A 24,298-nucleotide genomic window follows, 5' to 3' on the forward strand; every position below is an offset into this window, starting at 1 on the left:
GCAGGACTGGATCACCGCAGTCGGGGCGAAGACCGCCTACATCGCTCCCGGCAGTCCATGGGAGAACGGCTACATCGAGAGCTTCAACGCGCGCCTGCGCGACGAACTCCTCGACGGCGAGATCTTCTACACGCTCAAAGAGGCCAGGATCATCGTGGAAAGCTGGCGTCGGCATTACAACACCGTGCGTCCGCATGGATCGCTCGGCTACAAGCCGCCGGCGCCGGAGGTCTTCATCCCGGCATTCGCGCGGGCGGCCCTGCAACCCCAACCAGCAATGCCGCCCGCGCTGGCGCCACGACCATCATTGCACTAACAATCAAATTGGACCCGTCCGTGGGGGCCGATCACACGGGACCTGCGGCTGGAGGAAAGGATCAAACAGATCAAACACATTGGCCATGGCGGCGCCTCCTCAAGCGGTGATCGAAAAACCGCCGTCGATGTCATGGACATCACCGGTCAGGTTGCGGGCTGCGGGGGAAGCGAGGAAGGCGGCCATGGCCCCCACATCCTCGATGGTGGCAAGCTGATGCGTGGGCGCCCGCTCGGAGGCAAGGCTCAGAAGCTCGTCGAAATGGCCGATGCCGCTGGCCGCGCGGGTCTTCAGAGGTCCGGGCGAAAGGGCGTGAACGCGGATTCCCTGCGGGCCGAGTTCGGCTGTGGCATAGCGCACCGCGCTTTCCAGAGCGGCCTTCACCAGGCCCATCATGTTGTAATGGCGCACGACGCGGGACGAACCGAAGAAGCTGACGGACAGGCAGCAGCCGCCTTCCGGCATCAGTGGCTCAGCCAGACGGATCATCCGCAGAAAGGAATGAACCGACACGTCCATGGCCGGCGGGAACCCGCCGGACGAACAGTCGATGACCCGGCCATGCAGATCCTCACGCGGGGCAAAGGCAATGGAATGGACAAGCGTGTCCAGCCGCCCCCAGCGCTCGGCTATGTCCTGAAACAGGCCCTCAAGCTGGCCGGGCTGGGCGACGTCGAGCGGCGCGACGATTTCCGCCCCCAGTTCCTCCGCCAGCGGCCGCACATGGGGCTCCGCCTTGCTGTTCAGCCATGTGACCGCCAGATCGGCGCCCTGGCTCCTCAGCGCCTTGGCGCATCCGTAGGCAATGAAGTTTTCATTCGCAATTCCAACGACAAGTGCCTTGTGACCTTGCAGCGAAAACACATTTCGCCTCCGCGTAGCCTGCGCATGCATCCTGCACCCGGATTGTTGCGGCGGCTTGGCACTTCCATGACAGTTTGCCACGTAGTTGCCGCCAGCCGGCAGGATGATGCGGCAAGGCAGAAATCAGGTTCGGGATCAGGCCGCACACAATGGCTTGCACAGGCCTGCCCTCGGGCAAGTGGTCAGGGAAAGTCCGGCTCCGAGGCTCTTTCAGGCTGCACACTGCCGTGGGGAGGACGGCGCGGCGCGCAAACTCGCAAGGGCTCACAGGCCCGGCGAAACCACGACGAAAACTGTAGTCCGGTCAAACTGGTAGCATTCCGCATGCCTCGCCCCAGCCCTCACGGCAAAGATCAGCGCGAAAGCAGGAACAGGCCGCCTGCAACAGTCACGAAAGCAACGGCAAGCAAGAGCCTTGCGCGCGGCAGAACCCAAAGCCGGGCCGGACGGTCGAGATCTTCCGTCGCCGAAAGGCGGGCGAGCGCGGGAGCGCTGAAGAGCCCTGCCCCCTTCGGGGCCATGGGGGCGGCCTGTTCCGGCGTTGGAGCTGCTGTCTTGTCAGGCTTTTGCGTCACGCACCGTTTCCTCACCGCCGATTGATGCTGCCGGGGCAGATTGAGACAGATTGCAGGCCGCCAGCCCCGGCGCAAGGCTTGCGTGCGGCCGCCAAGTCCTCCATCACTCTCCAGGGACGAAGCAGGTTCAAACCCCTTGCCCGGACCTTGACCCGAAAGCCCACCAGCCGCCGCGCTGCAGACTGTCCGGCCTTGCCATGCTGCCCCTTCTGCCCCGATTGCGAAACCGCCAGAAAGACCGCCAGAAAAACCGTCAAAACCGGTTTTTCCGCACGCCGGATATCCGGCAGGGCGAGACTTCCGAATGCGGGATCGCGGCGCTGGCGATCATGCTCGCCCATCACGGCGCGCCGGTAACGCTGGAGGACCTGCGCCAGCAGGCGGGCTCGACACGGCTCGGTCTCACCGCCCGCCAGCTGATCACGCTGGCGAAGCAGAACGGTTATCATGCGGCGGCCTACCGGCGGACGCTGGAAGAACTGCGCCGCCAGCCGCTGCCGGTGATCGCCCACAGCCGCTTCATTCATTTCGTCGTGATCGAGGCGGTGACGGACAGCCATGTGCGCATCAATGACCCCGGCTGCGGCCCTTTGGTGCTGCCGCTCCACGAATTTGCCGAAGATTACACCGGCATCATCCTGACGGTGCAGCCGCTGCGCATCGCTTCGGCTGAGAGGCCGGAGCAGCATCCGCTCGCCGCCATGCTCCGTCCCATGCGGAAGGGCCTTGCTCTGGCTGCGCTCGCCGCCCTGGCGCTTCAGGGCGTTGTGACGCTGGCGGCCTTTCTGCTCGCACATCACGGCCCAGCCCTGCCGCAGAGCGCAACGCCGCTGCTGCTGCTCTCCGCTGCCGGGCTCGCCGGCGGCGCGGCGGCTCTTGCCCGCCACCGGGCGGGACAGTCGGCGGCGCGCGCCCTAGCCCATGTGGTGGAGCGGCAGACGCGCGCCTTCATGGCCACGCAGGACCTGGACTGGTTTGCCCGCCGCACACCCGGCCAGACGGCCAATCTGATGACATTGCCTGCAGTTGCCGAAGCGGCAGGCTGCCGGGTCTCGCGCATGGCCGATGCCCCGGGCCTTCTGCTTCTCGCCCTCGCCGCCGTCACCGGTTTCGGCCTTTCAGGGCTCGCCGTTAGCCTCTGCGGCCTTGGAGCAGCGCTGCTGACCCTCGCCATGACAAACCGCCGGGGCACGCTGCTGTCGCGGATGGAAGGCTCGCTGGAAGAGCTGGCTCAAACGCCGCCTGCCGTTCCACCGCCAGCGATGCTTGCCGGAATCGAAACATGGCTTTGCGGCGGGCGCAGTGATGAGCTGGCGCTGCGCCTTGCCGGCTCCCATGCGGTCAGCCTCGATCAGGCGCAGCAGTCGGGCGGCAAAACGGCAAGGCTCAACGCCTTTCTGGCGCTTCTGTTTTTGACCTCACTCGGGGCCGCCGCCCTGCACGGTCTTGCAGGTGCCCCGGCCGGCAGCGTTCTGGGGCTGTCGCTTCTCGCCGCCACCCTGCACCGGCAGGCCGGAAAGCTGATCGGGCTTGCCCCGGCGCTGACGCAGTTGCACGCCCTGGCCGCCACCTTGCGCGACCTGACGGACAGTACACGCCCGCAGACCGCCGGAGTGTTGCCGCGTCCGTCCTCCGCCGAACTGACACTGCGCCTTGACACAGAAACAGTTGTCCTCAGGCCCGGTGAAACGCTGGCCGTGACCGGACCTGCAGGCAGCGGCAAGTCGCGTCTGCTGCGCGCCATCGCCGGACTTGAGCTGATGCCGGGCGCAGACATATCGCTGAACGGCGCGCCCATCAGCACGGTGGCAGCACAATGGCCTGGCCTCGTTCTGCATGAAGACCGGCCTCTGCCGCCTTTCGCAGGCACCGTGGCGGACAATCTGCGGCTCGGCCAAAGCGGCCTGGCTGATGCAACACTGATTGCCGTGCTCGAAACGGTGGAGCTGTGGCCGGTGCTGGCCCCGCGCGGCGGCCTTGCGCTGATGCTCACGCCTGCACGCCCCGGCCTCAGTGGCGGGCAATTGCGCCGCCAGATGATCGCCCGCTGCCTCCTGCGCCGCCCGCAGGTTCTGGTGCTGGACGAGACCCTGGATGCGCTGGAAACGGATCTGGAAGAGCGCCTGCGCCAGCGGCTGACCGCCTCCGGCATGGCACTCGTCCTCAGCGGCGCAAGAGCGCTGACGGCGGGCACGGTCACTCACACCCTCACGCTGGGAGACCGCGATGCCTGACACCGCACAGCGCCTTGCCCGCCTTGCCGCACAGGCGGACCATGCCAGCGAAAAGGACCTGCGCCGTGTCGCACTGGATGAAGGATTGCTTCTGCGCCGTGTCCGGCTGATGCCCTCACCAGACGGCAGGCAGCAATGGCCCCTGCTGGATACCGGGTTGATCATCGTCTTTGCGCAGGACAGTGGCCAAGCGAAGGTGATCGACACCCGCAACGGCACGCCGGTGCTGGTGCAGGCCAATGGCCGCAGAAGCCGCGCGCCAGTCCCCGGCGATGTGATGCCGCAAGCCCTCGCGCTTGTTGCGCCGCTGGGGCGCGCCGTTCCACTGTGGCAGGAAGCATGCGCTGCGCTGCTGGCGGGACTGGCTTTCAACGCCCCTGCCGCAGCCCTGATCCTCGCCCCCTCTCCGCTCTCCGCAGGCGCCGGGCTTGCCCTGATGGCTGCGGGCGGGGCACTTGCAGCGGCTCTGCGGCAGACGGCGGATCTGCGCCGCCTTGGGCTCGCGGATTTGGCCAGCGCCTCCGCCATCTGGCAACGGCTGGCACGGGCCACGCCAGTCCAGCTGAACCAGCCCTCGGCGGCATCTGTTGCGGACGATCTGTCGGACACAGTCATAAGGGCCCGCAAAGCCAGCCTGCGCAAGGGCGGGCGGCTTTCCGGGCTCGGCCTTGCGCTTCCCGCGCTCGGCCTGCTGGGTGCCAATGGCCTTGTCCCCCTTGCCGCAGCGGCTGCCGTGATACTGCCCGGACTTGCCCTCCGGCACTGGCTGATGCGGCAGGAGCTGCACCTTGAAGCCGCCGTGAAACATCCCTCGGCAGAGCTGCAGCAAACCTCAAGCCTTGCCGCAGCCGCCCTGCCGCAGTTGCGGCTGATGGGGGAAGCGGAGTGGCTTTTGCAGAAGACCGGAAAGTTCGAAACAGAGGTCCGGCTCCTGCACCGGCGGCACCTGCGGCTCGGCGCGTGCCGCTCTGCCCTCGAAGTGCTGCTGACGGGAACTGCGGGACTTGCGGCCTGGCTTGCCGCAGGCCCGGAAGCCTCCCAGGCCCTCGCCGGAGGGGCAATCGCCGCAGCCACACTGGCCGCCGCCGCCCTGCAGGCAAGCCGCCCGCTTCTGCCGCACAATCTGCAAGGGCTGAACTGGCTGGAGGACTGCACGGCCGGAGCTGCCTTGCCAGGCGCCATTGCACCCATTGAAGCAATCCGCTGCGAAGACCTGAGCTTCCGCTATCACGGGGCGCCGGAAAAGGTGCTGGAGAATGTCAGCCTCACCCTGCGGCGCGGCGCGATTGCCGCCCTCACCGGGCCATCCGGCTGCGGCAAGTCCACGTTGATCCAGCTGCTTCTGGGCTTCCAGAGCCCGGAACGCGGGCGCATTCTGGTGGACGGCCAGCCACTCGGCCAGCTCGACCCGGAAAGCTACAGGCGCCGGATCGGCTGCGTCTTTCAGGATGAAAGCATCAGCCTCGACACGATCCGCGCCGCCATCCTGGGCATGGCACCGCTCCGGAACGAGGCCATCGCCCGCGCCCTTCGCGTCACCGGACTGGAGGATGAAATTGCCACGCTGCCCATGGGCGTACAGACGCTGGTGGCTGAAGGAATGGTTTCGCAGAACCTTGTGCAGCGTCTGCTGATTGCCAGGGCCGTGGCTCGCGAACCTGACTTCCTGATCCTGGACGAGACGGTCACCGGCCTCGATGCGGACCAGATTTCAAGGCTGCTTGAAGCCCTGCGGAAAGACGGGACCGGGGTTCTGATCGTGACCCACAATCCCGCCATTCTGGCTCAAGCCGATGCCGTGGTGCGGCTCGGGAGTTCAGACATGCCTGCGGTCACCATCTGATTTGATGGCGAGATGTAGTTTCTGATGACTTGACCCGCCTGCCACAAGATCCAGCTCACTGTCGGCCAGAGCATCATCTCGCAGAACCTCGACAGTCCAGCCGTCTGCCCCCTCAGTAAGGGCCAGCGGCAGAGGCAGCTGCACGCCGTAGTGTGCCATCACTGCAGCGTTCAGGTCTGCACGGGCTTCCGCCAGAAACGCTGGCTCGGAGTCGAGCCGCCGGATCACACCCTCGACAGCATCGGCGCCAAAGAGTGCCTTAAGGTCAATTTTCATGTCTCATCGCCCATTCACTGTTGAGTGAACTGCATTGTGCCGGCTCGCCGGGCAAGCTGCAGTGCCCTAACGGCCAATTGTAACGCTGTTTTCCGGAGTGTGTTTGGGGGTCGTAAACTTGTAACTGGGAACCAGCATACCGCCCGCGACCAGATCAAGTTCGCTATCAGCCAGAGCATCGTCGGCGAGGATGCAGGCAGTCCAGCCGCCGGCACTTTCGACAACGCCCATCGGCACAGGCAGCTCAATACCGTAATGCGTCTTTACGGCAGCATTCAGATCCACTTTGGCTTCGGCCAGAAAGGCAGCATCCTCATTGAGCCGCGCACGCACCTTTTCAACGGTATCAACGCCAAAAAGCGCATTCAGATCAATATTTTCCATTTCATCTTCTCCGTTTGAAGACAACACGGCCATATCCCTGCGCCGCTTGCCAAGCTTCATGTTAAAGAACCTGCTCCGTGCGCCAGTGCTCGTCCACCTGCAGCGCAATCGGCCCGAACCGGCGGCGGACCATGGCCGCCATGCGCGGAATACTCGTGTGAAACGCGGCAATCGATTGCGGCCCGTGAGTGTTGACCTGTTCTTCAAAAGCCGCACGGTACGCACCGACCATCAGCCCCGTATGCCAAAGCGGCTGCGTCAGATAGGCCGAGCGGTAGTACACACCCTTCCGGCCCCGGTAGGCCTCCAGCGTGATCACCGGCAGCGCCTCGGCCAGCACCCATCCAATCAACTGGCCATTCCGGCGCACGGCAATGGAACAAGCCGGATCAAAGGTTTCAGGATCAGCCTCAGGCTCCATACCCTGCACAAAGCCGGGTTCCCGTGAAAGTGCCGCAACCGCCTCAAGATCGGCCGCGTCCAGAGGGCGCCATGGTTCGAAACTGGCGCTATCCGGATTTCGCAGACGCCGCATCATGCTGGGCCACTGATTGACCGCCTCCAGCATCGCCCCTGCTTCACCCGTGGTGACCAGCGTCAGAAGTTCCGGTTCAGAAAATCCGGCAGCAGCGAGACAGCGGGCCAAAGCGCCGCGATGCGTGAGCCGGGAGGAAAAGTCTGCCTGAACCGATGCTGCGCCACGCCCTGCCGCGCCTGCGGCAAAGGCCTGCGCCAACTGGCGTCCGTAGCCCTGCCCCCGCAAGGGAGCCGCGACCATCAAGGACAATAGCCACGCCCTCTCGCCCTGCACCATGCCAAGAGCAAGACCGGCAGGCAGCCCTGCGACCCTCAGCCCCACTGCAAGCCAGACGTCCTGCACGGGCGAAAGATGCCGGGCAAGCCTCGGAAAGCCATAGACGGCAAAGGCTCCTGCATCCCCTTCCAGCAGTTCGATTGCCACCTGTGATGCGGCAAAATCCTGCCTTGGGGCTGGGTCCAAGCTTACGGGGGCATTCAAGACCGGGTCTCCCTGTGCGAACCATTCATCCGCCCTCACAGTCATCTAGAACCGGAGATGCAAAAGGAGCAACGGCACATTTGGGGTGGATCGGATATCGCACCATCCATCTGCGCAAGGGCTTGCCATAAACAAGAAATTCCCCGGCAGAACGGGCTGCCGGGGGATTTTGCTGTATCGGGAAGGGCGAATTTGCGCCTCAGCGGCTCTCTGCGCTGCCTGTCTTCCAGAGCGAGAAGAAAGTTCCAGCGCCCAGGATCGCGAAGGTGATCCCGAGCGACCATTCCGGCGGGAACTTCTGCCAGCCCATGAACTTGGCAATGAAGATCTTCGAGCCGATGAAGACCAGCAGCACCGACAGCGCATATTTGAGATAGGCAAAGCGGTGCAGGATGGCAGCCAGCGCGAAGTAAAGCGCACGCAGGCCGAGGATGGCGAAGATGTTGGAGGTGTAGACCACGTAAGGGTCGGTGGTGATGGTGAAGACGGCCGGAACCGAATCCACTGCAAACACCACATCGGCGATCTCGATCACGATCAGCGCCAGCAGCAGCGGCGTGACGAAACGCTTCAGGCGCCCCGTCTCCGGATCCTTCTGCTTCACAATGAAACTGTGACCGTGGATCTCATCCGTCACCGGCAGCCGCCGCTTCAGGAAACGGATCAGCGCGTTTTCTTCGATCTTGTGTTCCTCATCGCCAGCAAACAGCATCTTGATGCCGGTAAAGATCAGGAATGCGGCGAAGAGATACAGCACCCAGTGATATTGCTCGACGATGGTGGCGCCGAGGCCGATCATGATGCCGCGCAGCAGGATCACGCCCAGAATACCCCAGAACAGCACCCGGTGCTGATACTGGCGCGGAATGGCGAAGAAGCTGAAAATAAGCGCAATGACGAAGATGTTGTCCATCGCCAGCGTCTTTTCCACCACGAAGGCGGTCAGATACTGCGCAGTCGCCTCCCCGCCCATCTGCCAGAAGATGAAGCCGGAGAAGGCGAGGCCGAGAATGATGTACATGGCCGAAAGCTTGAGACTCTCGGCAACACCGATCTCGTGGTCGTTCTTGTGCAGGACACCAAGGTCGAACACCAGCAGCGCAATGACCAGAGACAGGAAGACCAGCCACATCCACAGCGGCTTGTCGAGAAACAGCAGAAACAGGATATCCAAGATTTGCCTCACTCGCGTGACGGCGCCGTGTCATGACACGTGATTGTCCGCGAGGCGGCAGTCCGGGCATGGCATCAAGCGCACTTGATGCGGTCCGACATCACGAGGCGCCTGCTCTTGGAGTTCAGTGCGCATCGCCAGAGGGGCCCGGCCCGCTGCGCGATAGATAACAGGGAATTGAAGAAATGCAAGCCTCACCCAGACTGCCGGGCACCCTGCATGATGGCCTCAGATGGCTGCACTGCGGATACCGGTTTCCGGCAGGTCCGGGTCTTCATCGCTCAGAAGCAGGCGCGGCCCGCTTTCTTCCATGAAGAGCGCAGCGTCATCAAGGGTCAGCACTTCCGTCTCGACGGACAGGCCGCGCAAGGTGCCCTTCCACAGCGGCAGCAGCGCAGGGGCATTGAGGCCTTCCGCCACCGAGCCACTGAAGGCAAGGCGCACTGCGGCTTCCTTGGCAATGGTTTCGATGCGGCTGGCGGTATTGACGGTGGTGCCCATGACGGTGAAGGAACGGCGCGTCTCACCGCCGATATCGCCCACCAGTGCGGGGCCTGCGTTGATCGCGATGCGCAGATCCAGCCCGGCCTGCCCGGTGCGGCGGCGCAACTCCGGCAGCATGGCAACCACCGCAAGGGCGCAATCCACCGCGTGCTGCTCGGGCGCCTCAACGTCATTCGGCGCGTTCCAGATCGCCATCACGGCGTCGCCGATATATTTGTCGATATAGCCTTCGAAGCGCGTGATCTCACCGCCGATGGCATCGAAACAGGTGTTCACCACCTTCACCACCTCACGGTCGGGCAGCTGTTCCGACATACGGGTGAAGCCGACGATATCGATGAAGGCAACAACCACGCGGCGGGTTTCGCCGCCCAGATCCGACAGGCGCTCCTGCTCGGCCATGGTCTTGATCACCTGCGGCGACAGATAATGGCCGAAGAGGCGCACCAGCTCACGCTCGCGGCGCTTGAGCACGGCAACTTGCGCCACGCCGGCCACCATCAGCGCGATGAAACCTGCAAAGGGCGCGGCACCAGCGGGCAGGACACTGCCGCCCATCAATGCCGCAAAGGCAATGGCAAGGCCGCCGCCGATGAGCCCGGCTGCCACGAAAGGCAGACTCGGCAGCGGCAGGTTCAACCCGGCGAGTGCACCGGCAAGGGAAAAGACGATGATCAGCCCCGCAACGGCTGCAAAAGGCGCATCCGTGGCAAAGCGGCCGGTCAGCGGTGCGCCGATCAGATCGGCCAGAATGAAGACGCCCGACGTCGCGCTTCGCACCGGCGGGCGGCCCATCGCGCCCTCGATTGCGCCCGGGACGCCTTCCCGCGGCAGATAGCGGTCGAGGTACAGATGCTCGTCCTCATTCGGCAATGTGCTGCCGAAGAGAATGGCGCGGCCATCGGCAAATTCATGCAGCTTCGCCCTGCCCTCTTCGCTGTCCATCATGTCCAGAACATCGACCAGCGACAGGTAAGGCACGGTCGAGGCCAGCCGGGCGCCGGGAAGCGGCATGTAGGGCTCAGCGATATTAGCGCCCATCAGCGAGAGCATGGCATCCACAAAGGCAGGCGAGTTCTCCAGTGGCACCGCCGGTCTGTGGCGGCGCACCACTCCGTCATTGCTGGTGAAGATCTCGGTGGAGCGCACCCCCTCATTGCCGGCCGTTGCCGAAATGGACCGGTGCGGCACCCCGGTCGAGGTGCGCGCGACGACGACACGGCCCCGGTTCTGATAGAGGAATTGCAGGAACTGGCGGTCATAGCCGCGCAGCCGCGCCTCACCTGTCTGCGGATCGGCAAAGGAATCGGCGCTGAAGGCGAAAACGAAATCGAGGCCGATGGCTTTTGCCCCCGCCTCGAACAATCCGGCCCCCGCCTCCGCGAAGGCCTGGGACATGAACACGCGCGGGATCGCTTCAAGCCGTTTGGACGTCAGCGCCGCCTGATCAAGGCCGACGACAGCCACCGGAAACCGGTCCTGCGGAAGGGGTTCGGCAGCCGCGCGCAATTGCAGCAGCCGGTCCGTCATCCAGCCTTCCCAGATCGCATGGATCGAGGCAAAGCCGGACACAATACCAAGCGCGGCCGCGATGAGCACCATCGCGGCCTTCAGCCTGATACGTTCTGTTGCGGCGGTCTGTGCCCGCCCGGACCCGGTCATTGAACGAGGATCACCCGGCTCAGTTCATTTCACCACGACAACAGCAGTATCGCGGCCAACGCCCGAGGGGTCGAGCGTAAACTGACGCACTTCAGCGTCCCCTGCGCCTTCCTTCGGCTTGAACATCAGCTCAACCGGTACGGAGTTGCGCACTGTGCCGCCCGCCATGGCCGCAGCCGCATCTTCCGGCGTCGTCAGCGGCATTTCCGGCAGGGCGGTGTCGTCAAGCTTGTATTCCTTCGGCTCACCGCCATCGACGGAGATCATGACGCTGTCATAACGCTCCTTGAGATCATCGCCGAAGCGCAGCATCAGGGACGCAGCCACCTTGTTTTCCGGACGCACGCTGCGCAGGGTCGTGGCAAGCCCCTTGCTGGCGTCGGTACCGGCGTTGGTTGTCTGCTGCTGCAGGCAGTTGCCCGGACGCAGTTCCGTTTCCTGGCCTTCGGCCACTTCGAGCCCCGAGCTGACGGCCGTCACCGTTCCGCCCGTCACCCGGACCTCGCGGCAGGAGGTGTAGTCGAGCAGATCGACATAGCCTTCGCTGCCCAGCGCCACGGCATCACCGGGGAAAAGTTCGGTAAAGGCAGACGCCTGAACACCTTCGGAGCGGTCCAGCACCATGGCGACCGGATCCGCGGCGAGGGCAGAAACGCTGCCGAGAAGGGACAGCCCCAGACCCAGCGCCAGCCCTCGCGCCGCGCTGTGCAGCGCAAGCGAGCGGCTGTTTGAGGGGGCCTTTGTCTTGAGTGCCATTCCAATGCTCCTTTCACATGCCGTCCCAGCCGGGAAACAGGCATGACGAATCTCCATTTGCAGATACATGGTCTAGAGAAGAATACGTCCGGAACTGTGGCAGAAATCACAGCTTATGTGGTTTCTTTTGGGTGTTTCCGGACACCGTTCGCCACAGCTGCTGCCACGGCTGGCAAGGAACACTTCAGCCTGCGGCAAGGATTGCCGCAGGCTGGAAGCTGTCACAGGGTATTTGCCACACGCCGTGGTGGACTGTTCCGCCGGCAGGCCTGTTTTCAGTCCGGACAGGTGATGCCGATACACGCATCGCCCCGCCGGTCCCGGTGCGGACGGTCGCGGTCCTGCCAATCGCGGTCGCGGTGCGGCGGCCGGTCATCATACCGCCCCGGCCGGTAATACGGCGGCCGGTAATGCGGCGGACGGTAGTGTGGGGGCGGTGCCGGACGGTAGTAGGGCGGCGGCACGACGACCACCGGCGGCGGCACGGGCTGATAGTATCCACCGCCCGCGGGCGCCAGATAACGGGCACTCACGAAGCCGCGGTAGCCGGCATAGAACACCTGACACCAGCTGCTGCAGGCTCCTGCCTCGACCACAGCGCCGCGGGGAATGACCAGCAGCGGGGCATAGCCTGTGCCGGGCCCGGAGCGCATGTTCAGGTCAGCCGTTGCCTGCGCTGTCCAGGCGTTGGCAGCGCCAGCGCCAAGCAGCCCAAGGGCAAGGGCGATCGAAAAAGCAATCTTACGCATCCGCGAAACCTCTCGAACCGTCAATGGCCCACGCATTTGATCTTACACCATGCCACTTCAGCAAAGCACGGAAAACCGGCAGCAAGATGGTGTCCTCCGTCAGCCATGAACATGATTGATGCAGACACAAGTGGAATGAATTGGAACCCGGAATGGTTCCGTCCTATGGAAGGAGCCCAACAAGACAAGGTCAGGCCCCATGGCGATGGATACGCCCCCCGTACCGCAGCAGACCGGCGACACCCCCAAGGGTTTTGCCTATGCCCTCACCGCTTACGGCCTCTGGGGCCTGCTGCCGGTCTATCTGAAGGCACTTGGGCATATCTCGCCTTTCGAGGTGCTGGCCCACCGGGTGGTCTGGTCCGTCCCCTGCGCCGCGCTGATCCTGCTGGCAACGCGGCGCATCGGAGATCTGAAAGCCGCCGTGCGCTCCCCCCGCACCATGGGCATGGCCGCACTCACCGCCAGCCTCATCACCGTCAACTGGTGCACCTATGTCTATGCGGTCGGCTCCGGGCAGGCCATTGAAGGGGCGCTCGGCTATTTCATCAACCCGCTTTTCAGCATTTTGCTGGGCGCCATCATCCTCAAGGAAAAGCTGTCATATACGCAGATCGCCGCGATTGCACTTGTCGCCGTGGCCGTCGGCATCCTGACATGGGATGCGGGGCGGCTGCCATGGATTTCTCTGACACTGACTGTCAGCTGGGGCTTCTATGCCTTCCTGCGCAAGACGCTGCCGGTGGGGCCCAATCAGGGCTTTTTCCTGGAGGTGGCGCTGCTGAGCATTCCCGCCGTGCCCTTCGTCCTCTGGCTGGAAAGCTCCGGCACCGGCCACTTCACCCATGGCACCCGGTTGGACACCTGGCTTCTCGCCTCGGCCGGGATCGCCACGGCCATTCCACTGATGATCTACGCCAACGCAGCCAAGCTGCTGCGGCTTTCGACCATTGCCGTGATGCAATACATCACGCCGACGATCATCTTCCTCATCGCCGTCTTCGTGTTCCGTGAGCCGATGAACCCGGTGAAGCTATCCGCCTTCGTGCTGATCTGGTCAGCGCTGGCGCTTTACAGCTATTCGATGCTGCGGGCCTACCGGGCGCGCTGACACGTCCAGAATGACAAGGGCAGTACCATGCATATGAACGATATTCCCTTCGGCACCACGGACTGGGATACCGTGGAGCGGACGGAACACAAGGGCGAGACCGGCGCCGCCTTCTGGCGCACGCGCCACTTCGGTGCCATTCGCGTACGCATGGTGGAATACACACCCGGCTATCTCGCCGACCACTGGTGCAACAAGGGCCATATCCTCCTGTGCCTTGAGGGCGAACTGCTGACCGAGCTGGAGGATGGCCGCGCCTTCCTGCTGAAGCCGGGCATGAGCTATCAGGTGGCCGATGGCGCCGAGCCGCACCGCTCCTCCACGAGCTCCGGAGCAAAACTCTTCATCGTCGACTGATCAAGCCACCTGCACCAGATGGCCGTCTGAAACCTCCCGGTACTCCCGCACCGGCGGCTGGTAGCCATTGGCGCGCACTGGGCTTTGCAGCTCATCGGCGGCAATGCCGCGGCGAATGCCCCGGCGCGCCGGATCGGGCACCGGCACGGCCGCCATCAGCTTCTTCGTGTAGGGATGCTGCGGGTTCTCAAAAACGGCAGCGCGCGGACCAATCTCGACGATCTCGCCGAGATACATCACCGCCACGCGGTGGCTGACACGCTCCACGACGGCCATGTCATGGCTGATGAAGAGGAAGGCCAGATCCAGGCTTTCCTGCAGATCCATCAGCAGGTTGCAGACCTGCGCCTTGATCGACACATCGAGGGCCGACACGCTTTCGTCCGCAACGATCACCTTCGGGTCGAGCGACAGCGCCCTTGCAATGGCGATACGCTGGCGCTGGCCGCCCGAGAACTCATGCGGATAGCGGTTCTTCATGGATGGCGAAAGCCCCACCCGCTCCAGCAGATAATCCGTCTTTTCAGCCGCTTCCCGAACGCCGCCAAGCTTGTGCTTCAGGAAAGGCTCGGCAACCGCCTGACCCACCGTCATGCGCGGATTGAGGCTGGAGAACGGGTCCTGAAAGATCATCTGCACGCTCTTGCGCATCCGCTGCAGTTCCACGGCGTCCAGTTTCCGGACGTCGAAGCCATCAAGCTGGATATCCCCGGACGATGGTTCGATCAGCCGCATGACCGAACGGCCCGTGGTAGACTTGCCGCAGCCTGACTCACCGACAAGGGCAAGCGTCTCCCCCTGCCGCAGATCAAAGGAAATATTCTCCACCGCATGCACGGCGCCGGTCTGCCGGTTGAAGAGGCCCGAGCGCACCGGGAAGCGGGTGACGAGGTTTCTCACCTGCAGCACGGGCTGGCTGTGCACGGGAAGCGCTGCGGGAGCAGGCGGAGCGGTGATGACGCCGGTGGCCGTGTCCACAACCGGGAACCGCAGGGGCGCCGCCTCGCCTTCCATGGAACCGAGCCTCGGCACGGCGGACAGAAGCGCACGGGTGTAGGGATGCTGGCCGCGATGGAATATATCCGCAGTCGGACCGGTCTCCACCGCATCGCCCCGGAACATCACCACGGTGCGGTCGGCAATCTCGGCCACTACGCCCATGTCATGGGTGATGAAGAGAACGGCCATGCCCTCCTCGTCCTGCAGCTCCTTGATCAGATCGAGGATCTGCCCCTGGATCGTCACGTCGAGCGCAGTCGTCGGCTCATCCGCAATCAGCAGCTTCGGACGGGAGGCAAGCGCCATGGCGATCATTACACGCTGGCGCATGCCGCCGGAAAACTGGTGCGGATATTCATCGAAACGGCTGGCGGCATTGGGGATGCGCACGCGCTCCAGCATGCGGATCGTCTCGGCACGGGCTGCGGACTTGGTCATGCCCTTGTGCCGCGTCAGCACCTCGGAGATCTGGCGGCCGATGGTGAAGATCGGATTGAGCGAGGTCATCGGCTCCTGAAAGATCATTGAGACCTCGTTGCCGCGCAGTCCCCGCATCGCCTTCTCGGACAGGTCAAGAAGGTTGCGGCCATTCAGCACCACCTCCCCTTCGATCCGGCTGGACTTCGGCGCCAGCAGCCGCATGACCGACAGGGAAGTGACGCTCTTGCCCGATCCGCTCTCCCCGACGATGGCCAGCGTCTCCCCGGCCGAGACATCGAAGGACACATTGCGTACCACCGGCCTCCAGCCGTCATCCGTCAGGAAGGCGGTGGTCAGGTTGCGGACGGAGAGAACGGGCTGGCTAGTCAGGTCAGGATTGGTCATGACGGTGTCCACGGCGTCGCGAAGGAGGAAGAAGCAAGTCCGGCCGCCTGCCGTTCGGCTTCGAGGCTTGCGATTTTCCGGTCGATTTCTGTCCGGTCGGTAAGGCCATGCGGGTTTTCCCGCGTCGGCATGGTCTCGGCCACATGCAGGTAACGCTCCTGCGCCACCCGGTAGAGCCGCCAGAGTTCCCGCAGCGGTTCAGCGTGGTCATCGGCGCGGATGCTGAGCCAGGCGTAATCCTGATCCCGGCAGATCACGAGCGCAGCAGACTGCTTGCCGCGCTTGTCGCCGCCCGCTGCTTCCCCTGCCTCCATTGCACCCAGCAGCCGCTCGGCAAAGGGAGCGGCTGACAGGTCCCTGTAGGCGGCAAGCGTCCGCTCCAGCACCTGCGGACCGGCGAGCATGTTGCCAGCCACGGATACGTTGTCGCCGATGAGATGCCCGGCCCAATCGACGCATTTCTTGCCGGTGAAGACCGCATTGCGGCCCTGAGCGTCGATCAGATGCATCTGGCGCTGTTCGGCGCCGTCATCGCGTTCCGTCAGAACCCCGATGATTTCCTGCGGGCTCTTGCCTTCGCCAAGCATCGCCAGACCATCGGTCCCGTAAAGCGGGCTGACGAAGGCCTGCGTGGCAACAGCGCCCACGCCGCCGCGCATGTAGGGGACGGCGGAACCAACCGCAAAGAAGCGGCTGGCAACGGCAATGCCGAGGTGGCCGGTTTCAGGATCTCGGGCAACGATGGACCAGGTCATGGCTCAGCGCCCCACCGCATAGGCCTGCATCAGGCGTGGCGTTGCCGCCGCCCGCAGCAGGCCATCGGCATCGCGGCGCGCAGCCGTCAGGCGACCGACCGACCAGCTGTCAGCAACGGTCACCTGATGCCCGCGCCGGCGCAGCTCTGCAATTGCCGCCTCACCGAAGCTCTCCTCCACCATGATGTGGCCGGGCTCGGACGTGCGCGGATAGAAGGAGCCTGGGAAATGGGTGGAGTGGAACAGCGGCGCATCAATGGCCGCCTGCAGGTTCTTCGTGTGATGGGCATAGCGCAGGAAGAATGGCAGCTGCCACTGATCCTGCTGGTCGCCGCCGGGCGTTCCGAAGGCCAGCGCCGGCCGCCCCTGATAGAGCGCAATGGATGGCGTCAGGGTCGTGCGCGGGCGCTTTCCGGGGGCAAGGGAGGTGGGCAGCCCTTCCTTCAGCCAGAACATCTGCGCGCGCGAATTGAGCGCAAAACCAAGCCCCGGAACCACCGGCGAGGACTGCAGCCAGCCGCCGGAGGGGGTCACCGCCACCATGTTGCCCCAGCGGTCGATCACGTCGATGTGGACCGTATCGCCCTTCTTCTCGGTCAGATGCGCCATGGTCGGCTCATAGACCGCGCCCCGGCCGGAGAACTCGGCCAGCATGGCCATGGCCGCATCGCGCTGCTGTTCGTAGCCGGGCACGGTTCCGGGGCGCAGGTCGAACGAGGCCTCAGGCCCGATCAGCTTGCGCCGCCCGCTGTTATAGCCTTCCGACAGCAGGTGCCCGGTCGGGATCTCCCCGAATTTCGGATCGCCGTAATAGACCTCGCGGTCGGCATAGGCAAGTTTCATCGCCTCGACCACATGGTGGACGAAATCGGGACCGGCCGGGTCCATCGCGGCAATGTCAAAGCCCTTGAGCAGCGCCAGCGACTGCAGCAGCACCGGCCCCTGCCCCCAGGCCTGCGTCTTGGCGACGGTCCAGTCGTGGTAGTCGAAGGTCTGCGGCGCCTCGATGGTGGCGCTCCAGTTCGCCATGTCGTCAGCCGTCAGCACGCCCTTGTGCTTCTGGCCGCTTGCATCCATCACCTCGGCGGTCTTGAGATAACGGTCAATGGCCTCAGCGACGAAGCCCCGGTAGAAGGCATCACGTGCGGCCTCCACCTGCTCCTCGCGGCCCGTCTTTGCTTCCGCCTCCGCAATGATGCGCTTCCATGTTTCCGCCAGAACCGGATTGCGGAAGTTGGCATGGGGCTCGGGCGCCGCGCCACCGGGCAGCCAGGTCCCGTAGGAGGTCGGCCATTCCTTCTCGAAGAAATCACCCAGCCCCTTGATGGTCGCCGAGACACGCGGCAGCACCGGATGACCGTGCTCGGCGTAATAGATGGCAGGCTCCAGTACCTCGCGCAGGGACAGGGTGCCATAGTCGCGCAGCATCAGCATCCAGCCATCAAAGGCACCGGGAATGACTGTGGACAGCAGCCCGTCACCGGGGATCAGCTTCAGCCCTTCGCTGGTGTAGTGCTCAATGGTGGCACCTGCCGGGGCTGGCCCTTGCGCGCAGATCACCTCCACCTTGTCCGTCTTTTTTGAATAAATGAGCGCTGGCATGTCGCCGCCGGGCCCGCACAGATGCGGCTCGACGATCTGCAGGACAAAGCCTGCTGCAACCGCCGCATCAAAGGCGTTGCCACCCTTTTCCAGAATGCTCATGCCGACCGCAGAGGCGATCCAGTGGGTCGAGGTGACAACACCGAAGGTGCCGAGGATTTCCGGCCGTGTGGTGAACTCAGTCAATGTCTCTGCCTTCTTCTGCAAATCAGTGTTCGCGCGGGTCCAGCGCATCGCGCAGGCCGTCGCCCAGGAGGTTGAAGCCGATCACCACAAGGAAGATCGCGGCACCCGGCCACATGGCCATCCAGGGCGCCTGCGAGAGGAAATTCTTCGCCACATTCAACATGGAGCCCCAGCTGGCCGCAGGAGGCTGCTGCCCGAGGCCAAGGAACGAAAGGCTCGCCTCGGCGATGATGGCGGTGGCAACGGTCAGCGTCGCCTGAACGATGATCGGCGCTGTGACATTGGGCAGGATGTAGCGGAGCATGATGTCCATGTGGCCAAGGCCGACAGACCGGGCCCCTTCCACATAGTCTTCCTGCTTCACCGCCAGCACCTGCCCTTGTGTCAGCCGGACGAAAATGGGCATGGCCGACAGACCAATCGCAATCATCGCATTGGTGAGGCTCGGGCTGAGGAAGGCGGCAAGGGCGATGGCCATGATCAGGAACGGCAGCGCCAGCAGCGCTTCGGTGACACGCGAGATGACGAGATCCACCCAGCCGCCGAAATAGCCGGCCAGAATGCCGAGAGGCACCCCGATGCCGACGGCAATCAGCACCGAGAAGACACCAGCCATCAGCGAGGCCCTTGCCCCCCAGATCATGCGCGACAGGATATCCCGGCCCAGATCATCCGTGCCGAGCCAATGGGCCGCCGAAGGGGCCTTGCGGATCGCCGACCAGCTGGTGGCCACCGGATCGGCGATGGGCAGCAGCGGTGCAAGAATGGCCAGAGCGGAAAAGAAGGAGATAATGATGAGCCCGGCCAGCGCGCTGCGGCTGGAGCGCAGCTTCTTCCAGGAGCGGCTGCCCCCGGGCCTTGCCGCCACGCAGGGCTGTTCGATCGCGGTCATAGGCTTGCCCTCAGCCGTGGATTGAGAAGGACGTAGAGAACATCGGCAACAAGATTCATCGCGATGAAGCCAACAGCCGTGCACATGACGACGCTCTGCACCACCGCATAGTCACGGTTGAAGACGGCATCTACGATCAGCTTGCCGAAGCCCGGAATGGTGAAGATCTGTTCCGTCAGAACAGCGCCGGCCAGCAGTTCGCCGAACAGCAGCGCGCTCAGCGTGACGACGGGCAGCAGCGCATTGCGGAAGGAATGCGACAGCACCACTTCGCGCGGTGACAGCCCCTTGGCCCGCGCCGTGCGGATGTAATCCTGCGACAGGACGGCGAGCATGGCCGAGCGGGTATGCCGCATCAGCGTTGCCGCCAGCGCGGTGCCCAGCACGAAGGCCGGCATGATCATCGTCTGCAGCGAGCGGACGGGGTCCACGAAGATCGATTCAAAGCCCGAGGCCGGCAGCCAGCCGAGATTCACCGACACCAGCAGGATCAGCATGATGCCGAGCCAGAAGTTCGGCACCGACAGGCCCGAAAGGGCAATGATACTGGCGATATAGTCGATGGCCGTGTTCTTCTTCACCGCCGCCAGGATGCCCATCGGCACGCCGATCAGGAAGGCAAAGATCATCGACATGACGGCGAGCTGAATGGTGACCGGCAGCTTCTGAGCGATGAGTTCGGTCACCGGCTGATTGGTGCGCAGGGACACCCCGAGATCGCCGGTCATGACGCCGCCAAGCCAGGTCAGATACTGGACCGGCAGCGGATCATTGAGGCGGTATTTCTCCCGCAGCATTTCCAGAACCGCAGGATCACGCTCCTCACCGGCCATCACAAGGACGGGATCACCCGGCAGAAGCTTCTGCAGCGAGAAGACGAAGATGGAAATGATCAGCAGGGTCGGAATCGCGACCAGCAGACGTTTCGCAATATAGACAGGCATGGATGCCATCCTTCACGGCACAGGTAGGATGGAGAGCGCTGCGGAGGAGGCTCCGCAGCGCCGGGGACCAACAGGAACCAGCCCTGCAAGGGGGCGGTCCGTCAGTCTTCCTTTTTCAGGCCGACAAGGCGGATCATGCCGTCCGGCGAGGCGACGAAGCCGGTGACATTCTTCTGCATTGCCCAGATCCAGGACTGGTGCCCGAGATAGATGATGGGCAAATCGTCGTTGAGGATCACGCTCGCCGCATCATACTTTTCCTTGCGCACGGCCTCGTCCGTCGAGGCGCGCGCCTCGTTCAGAAGACGGTCGACTTCCGGATTGCAGTACTTGGTGTCGTTGATGCCGCCGTTGCAGGTGATGAACTGGTGAATGTTGCCATCCGGATCGACACGGCCCGACCAGTCCGAACGCGACAGCTGGTAGTTTCCGCGCGTCTGCTCGTCGAGCAGCGTGGCAAACTCGGTCGACTTCAGGCTGACATCAAAGCCCGCCTCCGCCACCATCGACTGCACCACCTGCATCATCTGCTGGGCAACCGGATTGTTGGCGACCTGCAGCTCGATGGGCACGCGGTCGTATCCGGCCTCCTGCATCAGTTCCTTGGCCTTTTCCACGTCGCGGGCAGGCACGGGAAGCGCGGCATTGAACCACGGGCTGTTCGGCGGGAATGGCTGGTTGCCGCCAACGGCCGTGCCTTCATAGACGATCTGGTTCAGGGCGTCGCGGTCAATGGCCAGCGAGAACGCCTGACGCAGGCGCTTGTCCTTGCCGAAAGGATTGTCGGCCCGCGGACCATTGGCGATGTTCACATAAAGCGCCATGTAGCCGATGTTGACCACATCCGCATAGGTGAGCTTCGCATTCGCCTTCACCGCCGCAGCATCGGTGGGGGCAAGACGCTCGATCATGTCGAGATCACCCGACTGCAGGTTGGCGAGCCGGACGGTGGAATCCGGGATCGGCAGATAGGTGACCTTGTCGATGAAGACATTGTCCTTGTTCCAGTAGTCCTGGAACTTCTCCAGCACGATCCGGTCCTGCTGGATGCGCTCGACAAACTTGAACGGCCCTGCGCAAACCGGACTGGAGCCGAAGTTGGCCCCAAGCTTTTCAGCCGCTGCCGGAGAGACGATCATACCGGCCCGGTCCGAAAGCTGGGCCAGGAGCGTCACGTCAGGCTTCTTCAGCGTAAACACGACCTCAAGCGGGCCTGTCGCCTCGACCTTCTCGACCGAGGACAGCTCGCTCTTGCGGCGGGACTCGGGCAGCGTCATGTTGCGCTCGATGGTGGCCACCACAGCCGCGGCATCCATGTCCGTGCCGTCATGGAACTTCACCCCTTCGCGCAGCTTCATCGTCAGGGCCATGCCGTCCTCAGACCAGGCCCATTCCGTTGCCAGCTGCGGAATGATCTTCAGATCCGGCGACACATCAACCAGCTTGTCGCACATGGCGGTGTAGACGATACGGCCGACAAACGTGCGCGACTGCGCAGGATCGAGCACATCGGCATCATCCTGCAGGCCGATCTTCAGCTCGGCGGCGGAAACGGGCAACGCCGAAAGCGCCCCAAAGGCGAGTGCGGTCGTCAGGCGCAAAAGTCGGGTCATGCCATTCTCCTCTGTTCCATTGGTTCTGTTGGCTTACAAGGGACCGGCTTGTCTGCGCCGGCTTGTCCCGTCATCCGGGCGGTTTCCGCCCGGTGATTTCTGCTTCGGGCGGTTTCCGCCCGGCGAAGTGTCAGGAGGCGAGTGCCTCGTCAGCCGCGTCTGGCGCAGGCGTCTCATGATCAAGCGATGTCGCGCGGATGAGGCGCTCCTGCAGCATCAGGAGGTGCTGGCGCATCGCCTCTCCCGCCCCCGCCGGGTCACGCGCGGCAATCGCCGCGATGATGTCCTCGTGCTGTGCATAGGCCATGCTGATGCCGGAACCTGTCCGGGCCCGCTCGCGGATGTTCTGCCAGGCCTCATCCTGCCGGACCTGGTTGATCACATCGAAGATAGTGAGGAACAGCCCGTTGCGCGCACTCTGGGCGATCTGCCGGTGCAGGGCGCCATCCCACAATTCGCGGGCATCGGCGTCATCACTCTCCTTGATGCGCCGTGCAAGATCACGCATGCGCGCCAGCTCCGCAGGCTTGGCCCGCAGTGCCGCCAGCTGCGCCAGTTGCGGCTCGATCCGCAGGCGCACCTCCATGATTTCCATGAAGTCGGTTCCCGCAACAATCGCATCAACCCCTTGCGCAAGGCCGCCCGGCCGCTGCCCCGCAAAAGTGCCCGCGCCCTGCCGGCGCCAGATTTCCCCTTCCGCCTCCAGCACTTCGAGAGCACGGCGGATGGCGCGCCGCCCGAGGCCGAGCTTTGCCGAAAGCGCCCGCTCGGTCGGCAGCTTTCCATCCGCACCGAAGTCGCCTTCGCGCAGCATGTCGCGCAGTTTCTCCAGCGCGTAATTGGCATTGTCAGGATGCGGCACAGTCTGGACCATTTGTGAACCATTTTCGAGATTGGTTCATCCTGTTGGACGATGCGGCCGTCTGTCAAGCGGCAAAGCTAAGCAAATGGCACGCCCAAAGACTGTGCAAATGCCCATCATTCTTGCGGAAAATCTGGAGATGGTTTGACCGCGCGCCCCGGCGCGCACGCCTCCCCCCACAACGGCGAACGGTAACGGCAGGCTCCGGAGACAGGAGAAAGGTCTGAACCAAGGCGGCAGCTGGTTCAGTACCTCAGATCTGCGCGCAAGCCGCCTGATGCAGCCAGCGGCCGAGGGTTAGGATGTCGAAGACCGGCAGGCCGAAGCGCTGGCGCAGGGCTGACGAGAACGGCGGCAGGTTGGTGCATTCCAGCAAGAGCGCGCCGGTTGAGGAATGCTCCCCAATCAGCCGCTCTGCCACCGCCTCCAGCTCCGCCTGAAGTACAGGTGCATCATAGGCCGCCCCGCCCTCGATCAAAGCGCGAAACGCCCCGCCCTGCGGCAGGCCCGCGACCGGCGTTGCCGGATCCGCACCCACGCCTGCAAAATGCGCCGGACCGAGAGAGGCCCCGTCATAGGTGATCACCCCCACCGTGCGCCCCTTGGGCAGGAGGCTTGCAATCACCGGGATCTGCAACAGGCTGGAGGTGGCCAGCGGCAGGGACAGACGGGAGGCCAGCACCGGCTGGCGCGCCGCCAGAAAGCCGCAGGAGGTGATGAGCGCCACGGCGCCCTGCCCTTGCAAGGCCTCTCCGGCGGCCACGAAGGCATCCATCAGATCCGCATCATCCCCGCCGACAACCTTGCGCGCCGTGGCGCCGCTGACGGTCTGGTACAGCACCGGAAACGGCCAGCTCGCCGCATTGCCCACATCGCCCGGCGGGCGTTCGAAGGCGGTATCCAGCATGATGATGCCCAGCGGCGGCACATGTGCGGCGGCATGTTCCATGGTCTGCAACGGCTTTCCCCGCATTGAAAAATTGCGCCCTGCCGCGTCAAAACACTGGCAGGCCGGGGCGGATCAGGATTAGCTCTAGCGCAACAAAGGCATTAGGGACACCGGCACGATGAGCATCATCACCAGCATTGACGATCTGGAAAAACTCTATGGCACTGCGGGTCCCGCTTCTACCGTGAAGGAAAGCCCGCGCATCACGCCGGAATACCGCCGCCTGATCGAGGCCGCGCCCTTCTGCGCACTGGCCACCAGCGGGCCGGAGGGGCTGGACTGTTCGCCGCGTGGCGACAAAGGCTCCTGCGTCATCATCGAGAATGACACCACGCTGTTGATGCCCGACCGGCGCGGCAACAACCGGATCGATTCCTTGCGCAATGTGGTGCGCGATCCGCGCGTGGCGCTGATGTTCCTCATTCCCGGCCATGGCAATGCCCTGCGCGTCAATGGCCGCGCTGTTGTCAGCATCGATGAGGATCTGCTGACCCGGCTGGAAATGGAGGGAAAGCGGCCGCGCTCCGTTCTCGTCATTTCCATCGAAACCATCTATTTCCAGTGCGCCCGCGCCATCATGCGAGCCGGATTGTGGGACGCCTCCGCCCATGTGGACTCCAGCACCCTGCCGACGCCGGGCCAGATCCTCGCCAGCCTTTCGGACGGCACCGTAGGCGGCGCGGCCTATGACAAGGAATGGCCGGAACGCGCCCGCACGAGCATGTGGTGAGGAGCTGGCAACTCACGCCCACCCTCTCCATCGTCATCCCGGCCAAGCGCAGCGCGAGCCGGGACCGGTGAGCCCGGGCGCAGCTTGCGCCGCCCCAGCGCCAAAGCCGGTATACCTT

Annotated in this window: 24 protein-coding genes; 6 read left to right on the forward strand and 18 right to left on the reverse strand. The window is 64.0% G+C overall.

The features are described 5' to 3' along the window. Window positions 1-316: integrase core domain-containing protein (locus ASC48_RS18440; RefSeq protein WP_244270102.1), on the forward strand; the 316-nt coding region annotated here is incomplete at its 5' end. 99 nt (window positions 317-415) lie between these two features. On the opposite strand, the gene fabI is transcribed toward ASC48_RS18440, so the two are convergent. From fabI to ASC48_RS20045, 3 genes are all read right to left on the reverse strand, one after another. Continuing rightward, a complete protein-coding gene (gene fabI / locus ASC48_RS18445) occupies window positions 416-1,180 on the reverse strand; it encodes an enoyl-ACP reductase FabI (RefSeq protein WP_244270110.1) in 765 nt (254 codons plus the stop codon). A 353-nt stretch (window positions 1,181-1,533) separates the two neighbouring features. Further along, a complete protein-coding gene (locus tag ASC48_RS19630) occupies window positions 1,534-1,755 on the reverse strand; it encodes a hypothetical protein (protein WP_141659020.1) in 222 nt (73 codons plus the stop codon). A gap of 11 nt (window positions 1,756-1,766) precedes the next feature. Beyond that, a complete protein-coding gene (locus tag ASC48_RS20045) occupies window positions 1,767-2,096 on the reverse strand; it encodes a hypothetical protein (RefSeq protein WP_244270111.1) in 330 nt (109 codons plus the stop codon). On the opposite strand from ASC48_RS20045, the gene ASC48_RS18450 reads away from it, so the two are divergent. Continuing rightward, entirely contained in the window at window positions 2,085-3,989 is a 1,905-nt protein-coding gene (locus tag ASC48_RS18450) for a cysteine peptidase family C39 domain-containing protein (RefSeq protein WP_244270112.1), read from the forward strand. The genes ASC48_RS20045 and ASC48_RS18450 overlap by 12 nt on opposite strands. Further along, window positions 3,982-5,832 carry an ATP-binding cassette domain-containing protein gene (locus ASC48_RS18455; protein ID WP_055457150.1) on the forward strand — a complete coding sequence of 617 codons (1,851 nt, stop codon included), beginning with the start codon at window positions 3,982-3,984 and terminating at the stop codon, window positions 5,830-5,832. Before ASC48_RS18450 ends, ASC48_RS18455 begins: the two co-directional genes overlap by 8 nt. On the opposite strand, the gene ASC48_RS18460 is transcribed toward ASC48_RS18455, so the two are convergent. The 7 genes from ASC48_RS18460 to ASC48_RS18490 form a co-directional block, all read right to left on the reverse strand. Beyond that, entirely contained in the window at window positions 5,806-6,108 is a 303-nt protein-coding gene (locus tag ASC48_RS18460; RefSeq protein ID WP_055457151.1) for a hypothetical protein, read from the reverse strand. The two genes, ASC48_RS18455 and ASC48_RS18460, sit on opposite strands and share 27 nt — an antisense overlap. 66 nt (window positions 6,109-6,174) lie before the next feature. Beyond that, window positions 6,175-6,552 carry a hypothetical protein gene (locus tag ASC48_RS18465; protein WP_055457152.1) on the reverse strand — a complete coding sequence of 126 codons (378 nt, stop codon included), beginning with the start codon at window positions 6,550-6,552 and terminating at the stop codon, window positions 6,175-6,177. 1 nt (window position 6,553) lies between these two features. Further along, window positions 6,554-7,453, reverse strand: coding sequence for a GNAT family N-acetyltransferase (locus tag ASC48_RS18470; protein ID WP_055457153.1), 900 nt, complete (start codon window positions 7,451-7,453; stop codon window positions 6,554-6,556). 256 nt (window positions 7,454-7,709) lie between these two features. Then, on the reverse strand, window positions 7,710-8,684 hold the full coding sequence (locus ASC48_RS18475) for a TerC family protein (RefSeq protein ID WP_055457154.1): 975 nt from the start codon (window positions 8,682-8,684) through the stop codon (window positions 7,710-7,712). A gap of 228 nt (window positions 8,685-8,912) precedes the next feature. After that, window positions 8,913-10,850, reverse strand: coding sequence for an adenylate/guanylate cyclase domain-containing protein (locus ASC48_RS18480; RefSeq protein ID WP_055457155.1), 1,938 nt, complete (start codon window positions 10,848-10,850; stop codon window positions 8,913-8,915). A gap of 24 nt (window positions 10,851-10,874) precedes the next feature. Continuing rightward, window positions 10,875-11,606, reverse strand: a complete 732-nt coding sequence (locus ASC48_RS18485) for a hypothetical protein (protein WP_208975824.1) — start codon at window positions 11,604-11,606, stop codon at window positions 10,875-10,877. 275 nt (window positions 11,607-11,881) lie between these two features. Next, on the reverse strand, window positions 11,882-12,355 hold the full coding sequence (locus ASC48_RS18490) for an SH3 domain-containing protein (protein WP_055457156.1): 474 nt from the start codon (window positions 12,353-12,355) through the stop codon (window positions 11,882-11,884). Between the two features lie 199 nt (window positions 12,356-12,554). Between ASC48_RS18490 and rarD the strand changes: the two genes are divergently transcribed. Beyond that, entirely contained in the window at window positions 12,555-13,466 is a 912-nt protein-coding gene (rarD, locus tag ASC48_RS18495; RefSeq protein ID WP_055457157.1) for an EamA family transporter RarD, read from the forward strand. 27 nt (window positions 13,467-13,493) lie between these two features. Next, the gene (locus ASC48_RS18500; protein ID WP_055457158.1) at window positions 13,494-13,823 is read left to right on the forward strand and encodes a DHCW motif cupin fold protein; all 330 of its coding nucleotides are present in this window, start codon (window positions 13,494-13,496) and stop codon (window positions 13,821-13,823) included. Here the strand turns inward: ASC48_RS18500 and ASC48_RS18505 are convergent, their stop codons facing one another. The 8 genes from ASC48_RS18505 to ASC48_RS18540 all read right to left on the reverse strand — a co-directional run bounded on the left by ASC48_RS18505 (window position 13,824) and on the right by ASC48_RS18540 (window position 23,450). Then, window positions 13,824-15,647, reverse strand: a complete 1,824-nt coding sequence (locus tag ASC48_RS18505; protein ID WP_055457172.1) for an ABC transporter ATP-binding protein — start codon at window positions 15,645-15,647, stop codon at window positions 13,824-13,826. It abuts the gene before it with no gap. Next, window positions 15,644-16,402 carry a DUF1028 domain-containing protein gene (locus ASC48_RS18510; RefSeq protein ID WP_055457159.1) on the reverse strand — a complete coding sequence of 253 codons (759 nt, stop codon included), beginning with the start codon at window positions 16,400-16,402 and terminating at the stop codon, window positions 15,644-15,646. The genes ASC48_RS18505 and ASC48_RS18510 overlap by 4 nt, the downstream gene beginning before the upstream one ends. A gap of 3 nt (window positions 16,403-16,405) precedes the next feature. Beyond that, entirely contained in the window at window positions 16,406-18,190 is a 1,785-nt protein-coding gene (locus ASC48_RS18515; RefSeq protein ID WP_055457173.1) for a gamma-glutamyltransferase family protein, read from the reverse strand. A 22-nt stretch (window positions 18,191-18,212) separates the two neighbouring features. Beyond that, window positions 18,213-19,082: an ABC transporter permease gene (locus ASC48_RS18520; protein WP_055457160.1), complete on the reverse strand. Its 870-nt coding sequence runs from the start codon at window positions 19,080-19,082 to the stop codon at window positions 18,213-18,215. Next, a complete protein-coding gene (locus tag ASC48_RS18525) occupies window positions 19,079-20,026 on the reverse strand; it encodes an ABC transporter permease (RefSeq protein WP_055457161.1) in 948 nt (315 codons plus the stop codon). Before ASC48_RS18525 ends, ASC48_RS18520 begins: the two co-directional genes overlap by 4 nt. Before the next feature lie 101 nt (window positions 20,027-20,127). Then, entirely contained in the window at window positions 20,128-21,639 is a 1,512-nt protein-coding gene (locus ASC48_RS18530) for an ABC transporter substrate-binding protein (RefSeq protein ID WP_055457162.1), read from the reverse strand. A gap of 130 nt (window positions 21,640-21,769) precedes the next feature. Next, entirely contained in the window at window positions 21,770-22,513 is a 744-nt protein-coding gene (locus ASC48_RS18535; protein WP_055457163.1) for a FadR/GntR family transcriptional regulator, read from the reverse strand. 241 nt (window positions 22,514-22,754) lie between these two features. Beyond that, on the reverse strand, window positions 22,755-23,450 hold the full coding sequence (locus ASC48_RS18540) for an aspartate/glutamate racemase family protein (protein ID WP_055457164.1): 696 nt from the start codon (window positions 23,448-23,450) through the stop codon (window positions 22,755-22,757). Window positions 23,451-23,568: 118 nt separating this feature from the next. On the opposite strand from ASC48_RS18540, the gene ASC48_RS18545 reads away from it, so the two are divergent. Then, on the forward strand, window positions 23,569-24,180 hold the full coding sequence (locus ASC48_RS18545; protein ID WP_055457165.1) for a pyridoxamine 5'-phosphate oxidase family protein: 612 nt from the start codon (window positions 23,569-23,571) through the stop codon (window positions 24,178-24,180). Window positions 24,181-24,298: the final 118 nt, after the last annotated feature.

It is taken from the genome of Pannonibacter indicus (assembly GCF_001418225.1).
Taxonomy (GTDB): Bacteria; Pseudomonadota; Alphaproteobacteria; order Rhizobiales; family Stappiaceae; genus Pannonibacter; species Pannonibacter indicus.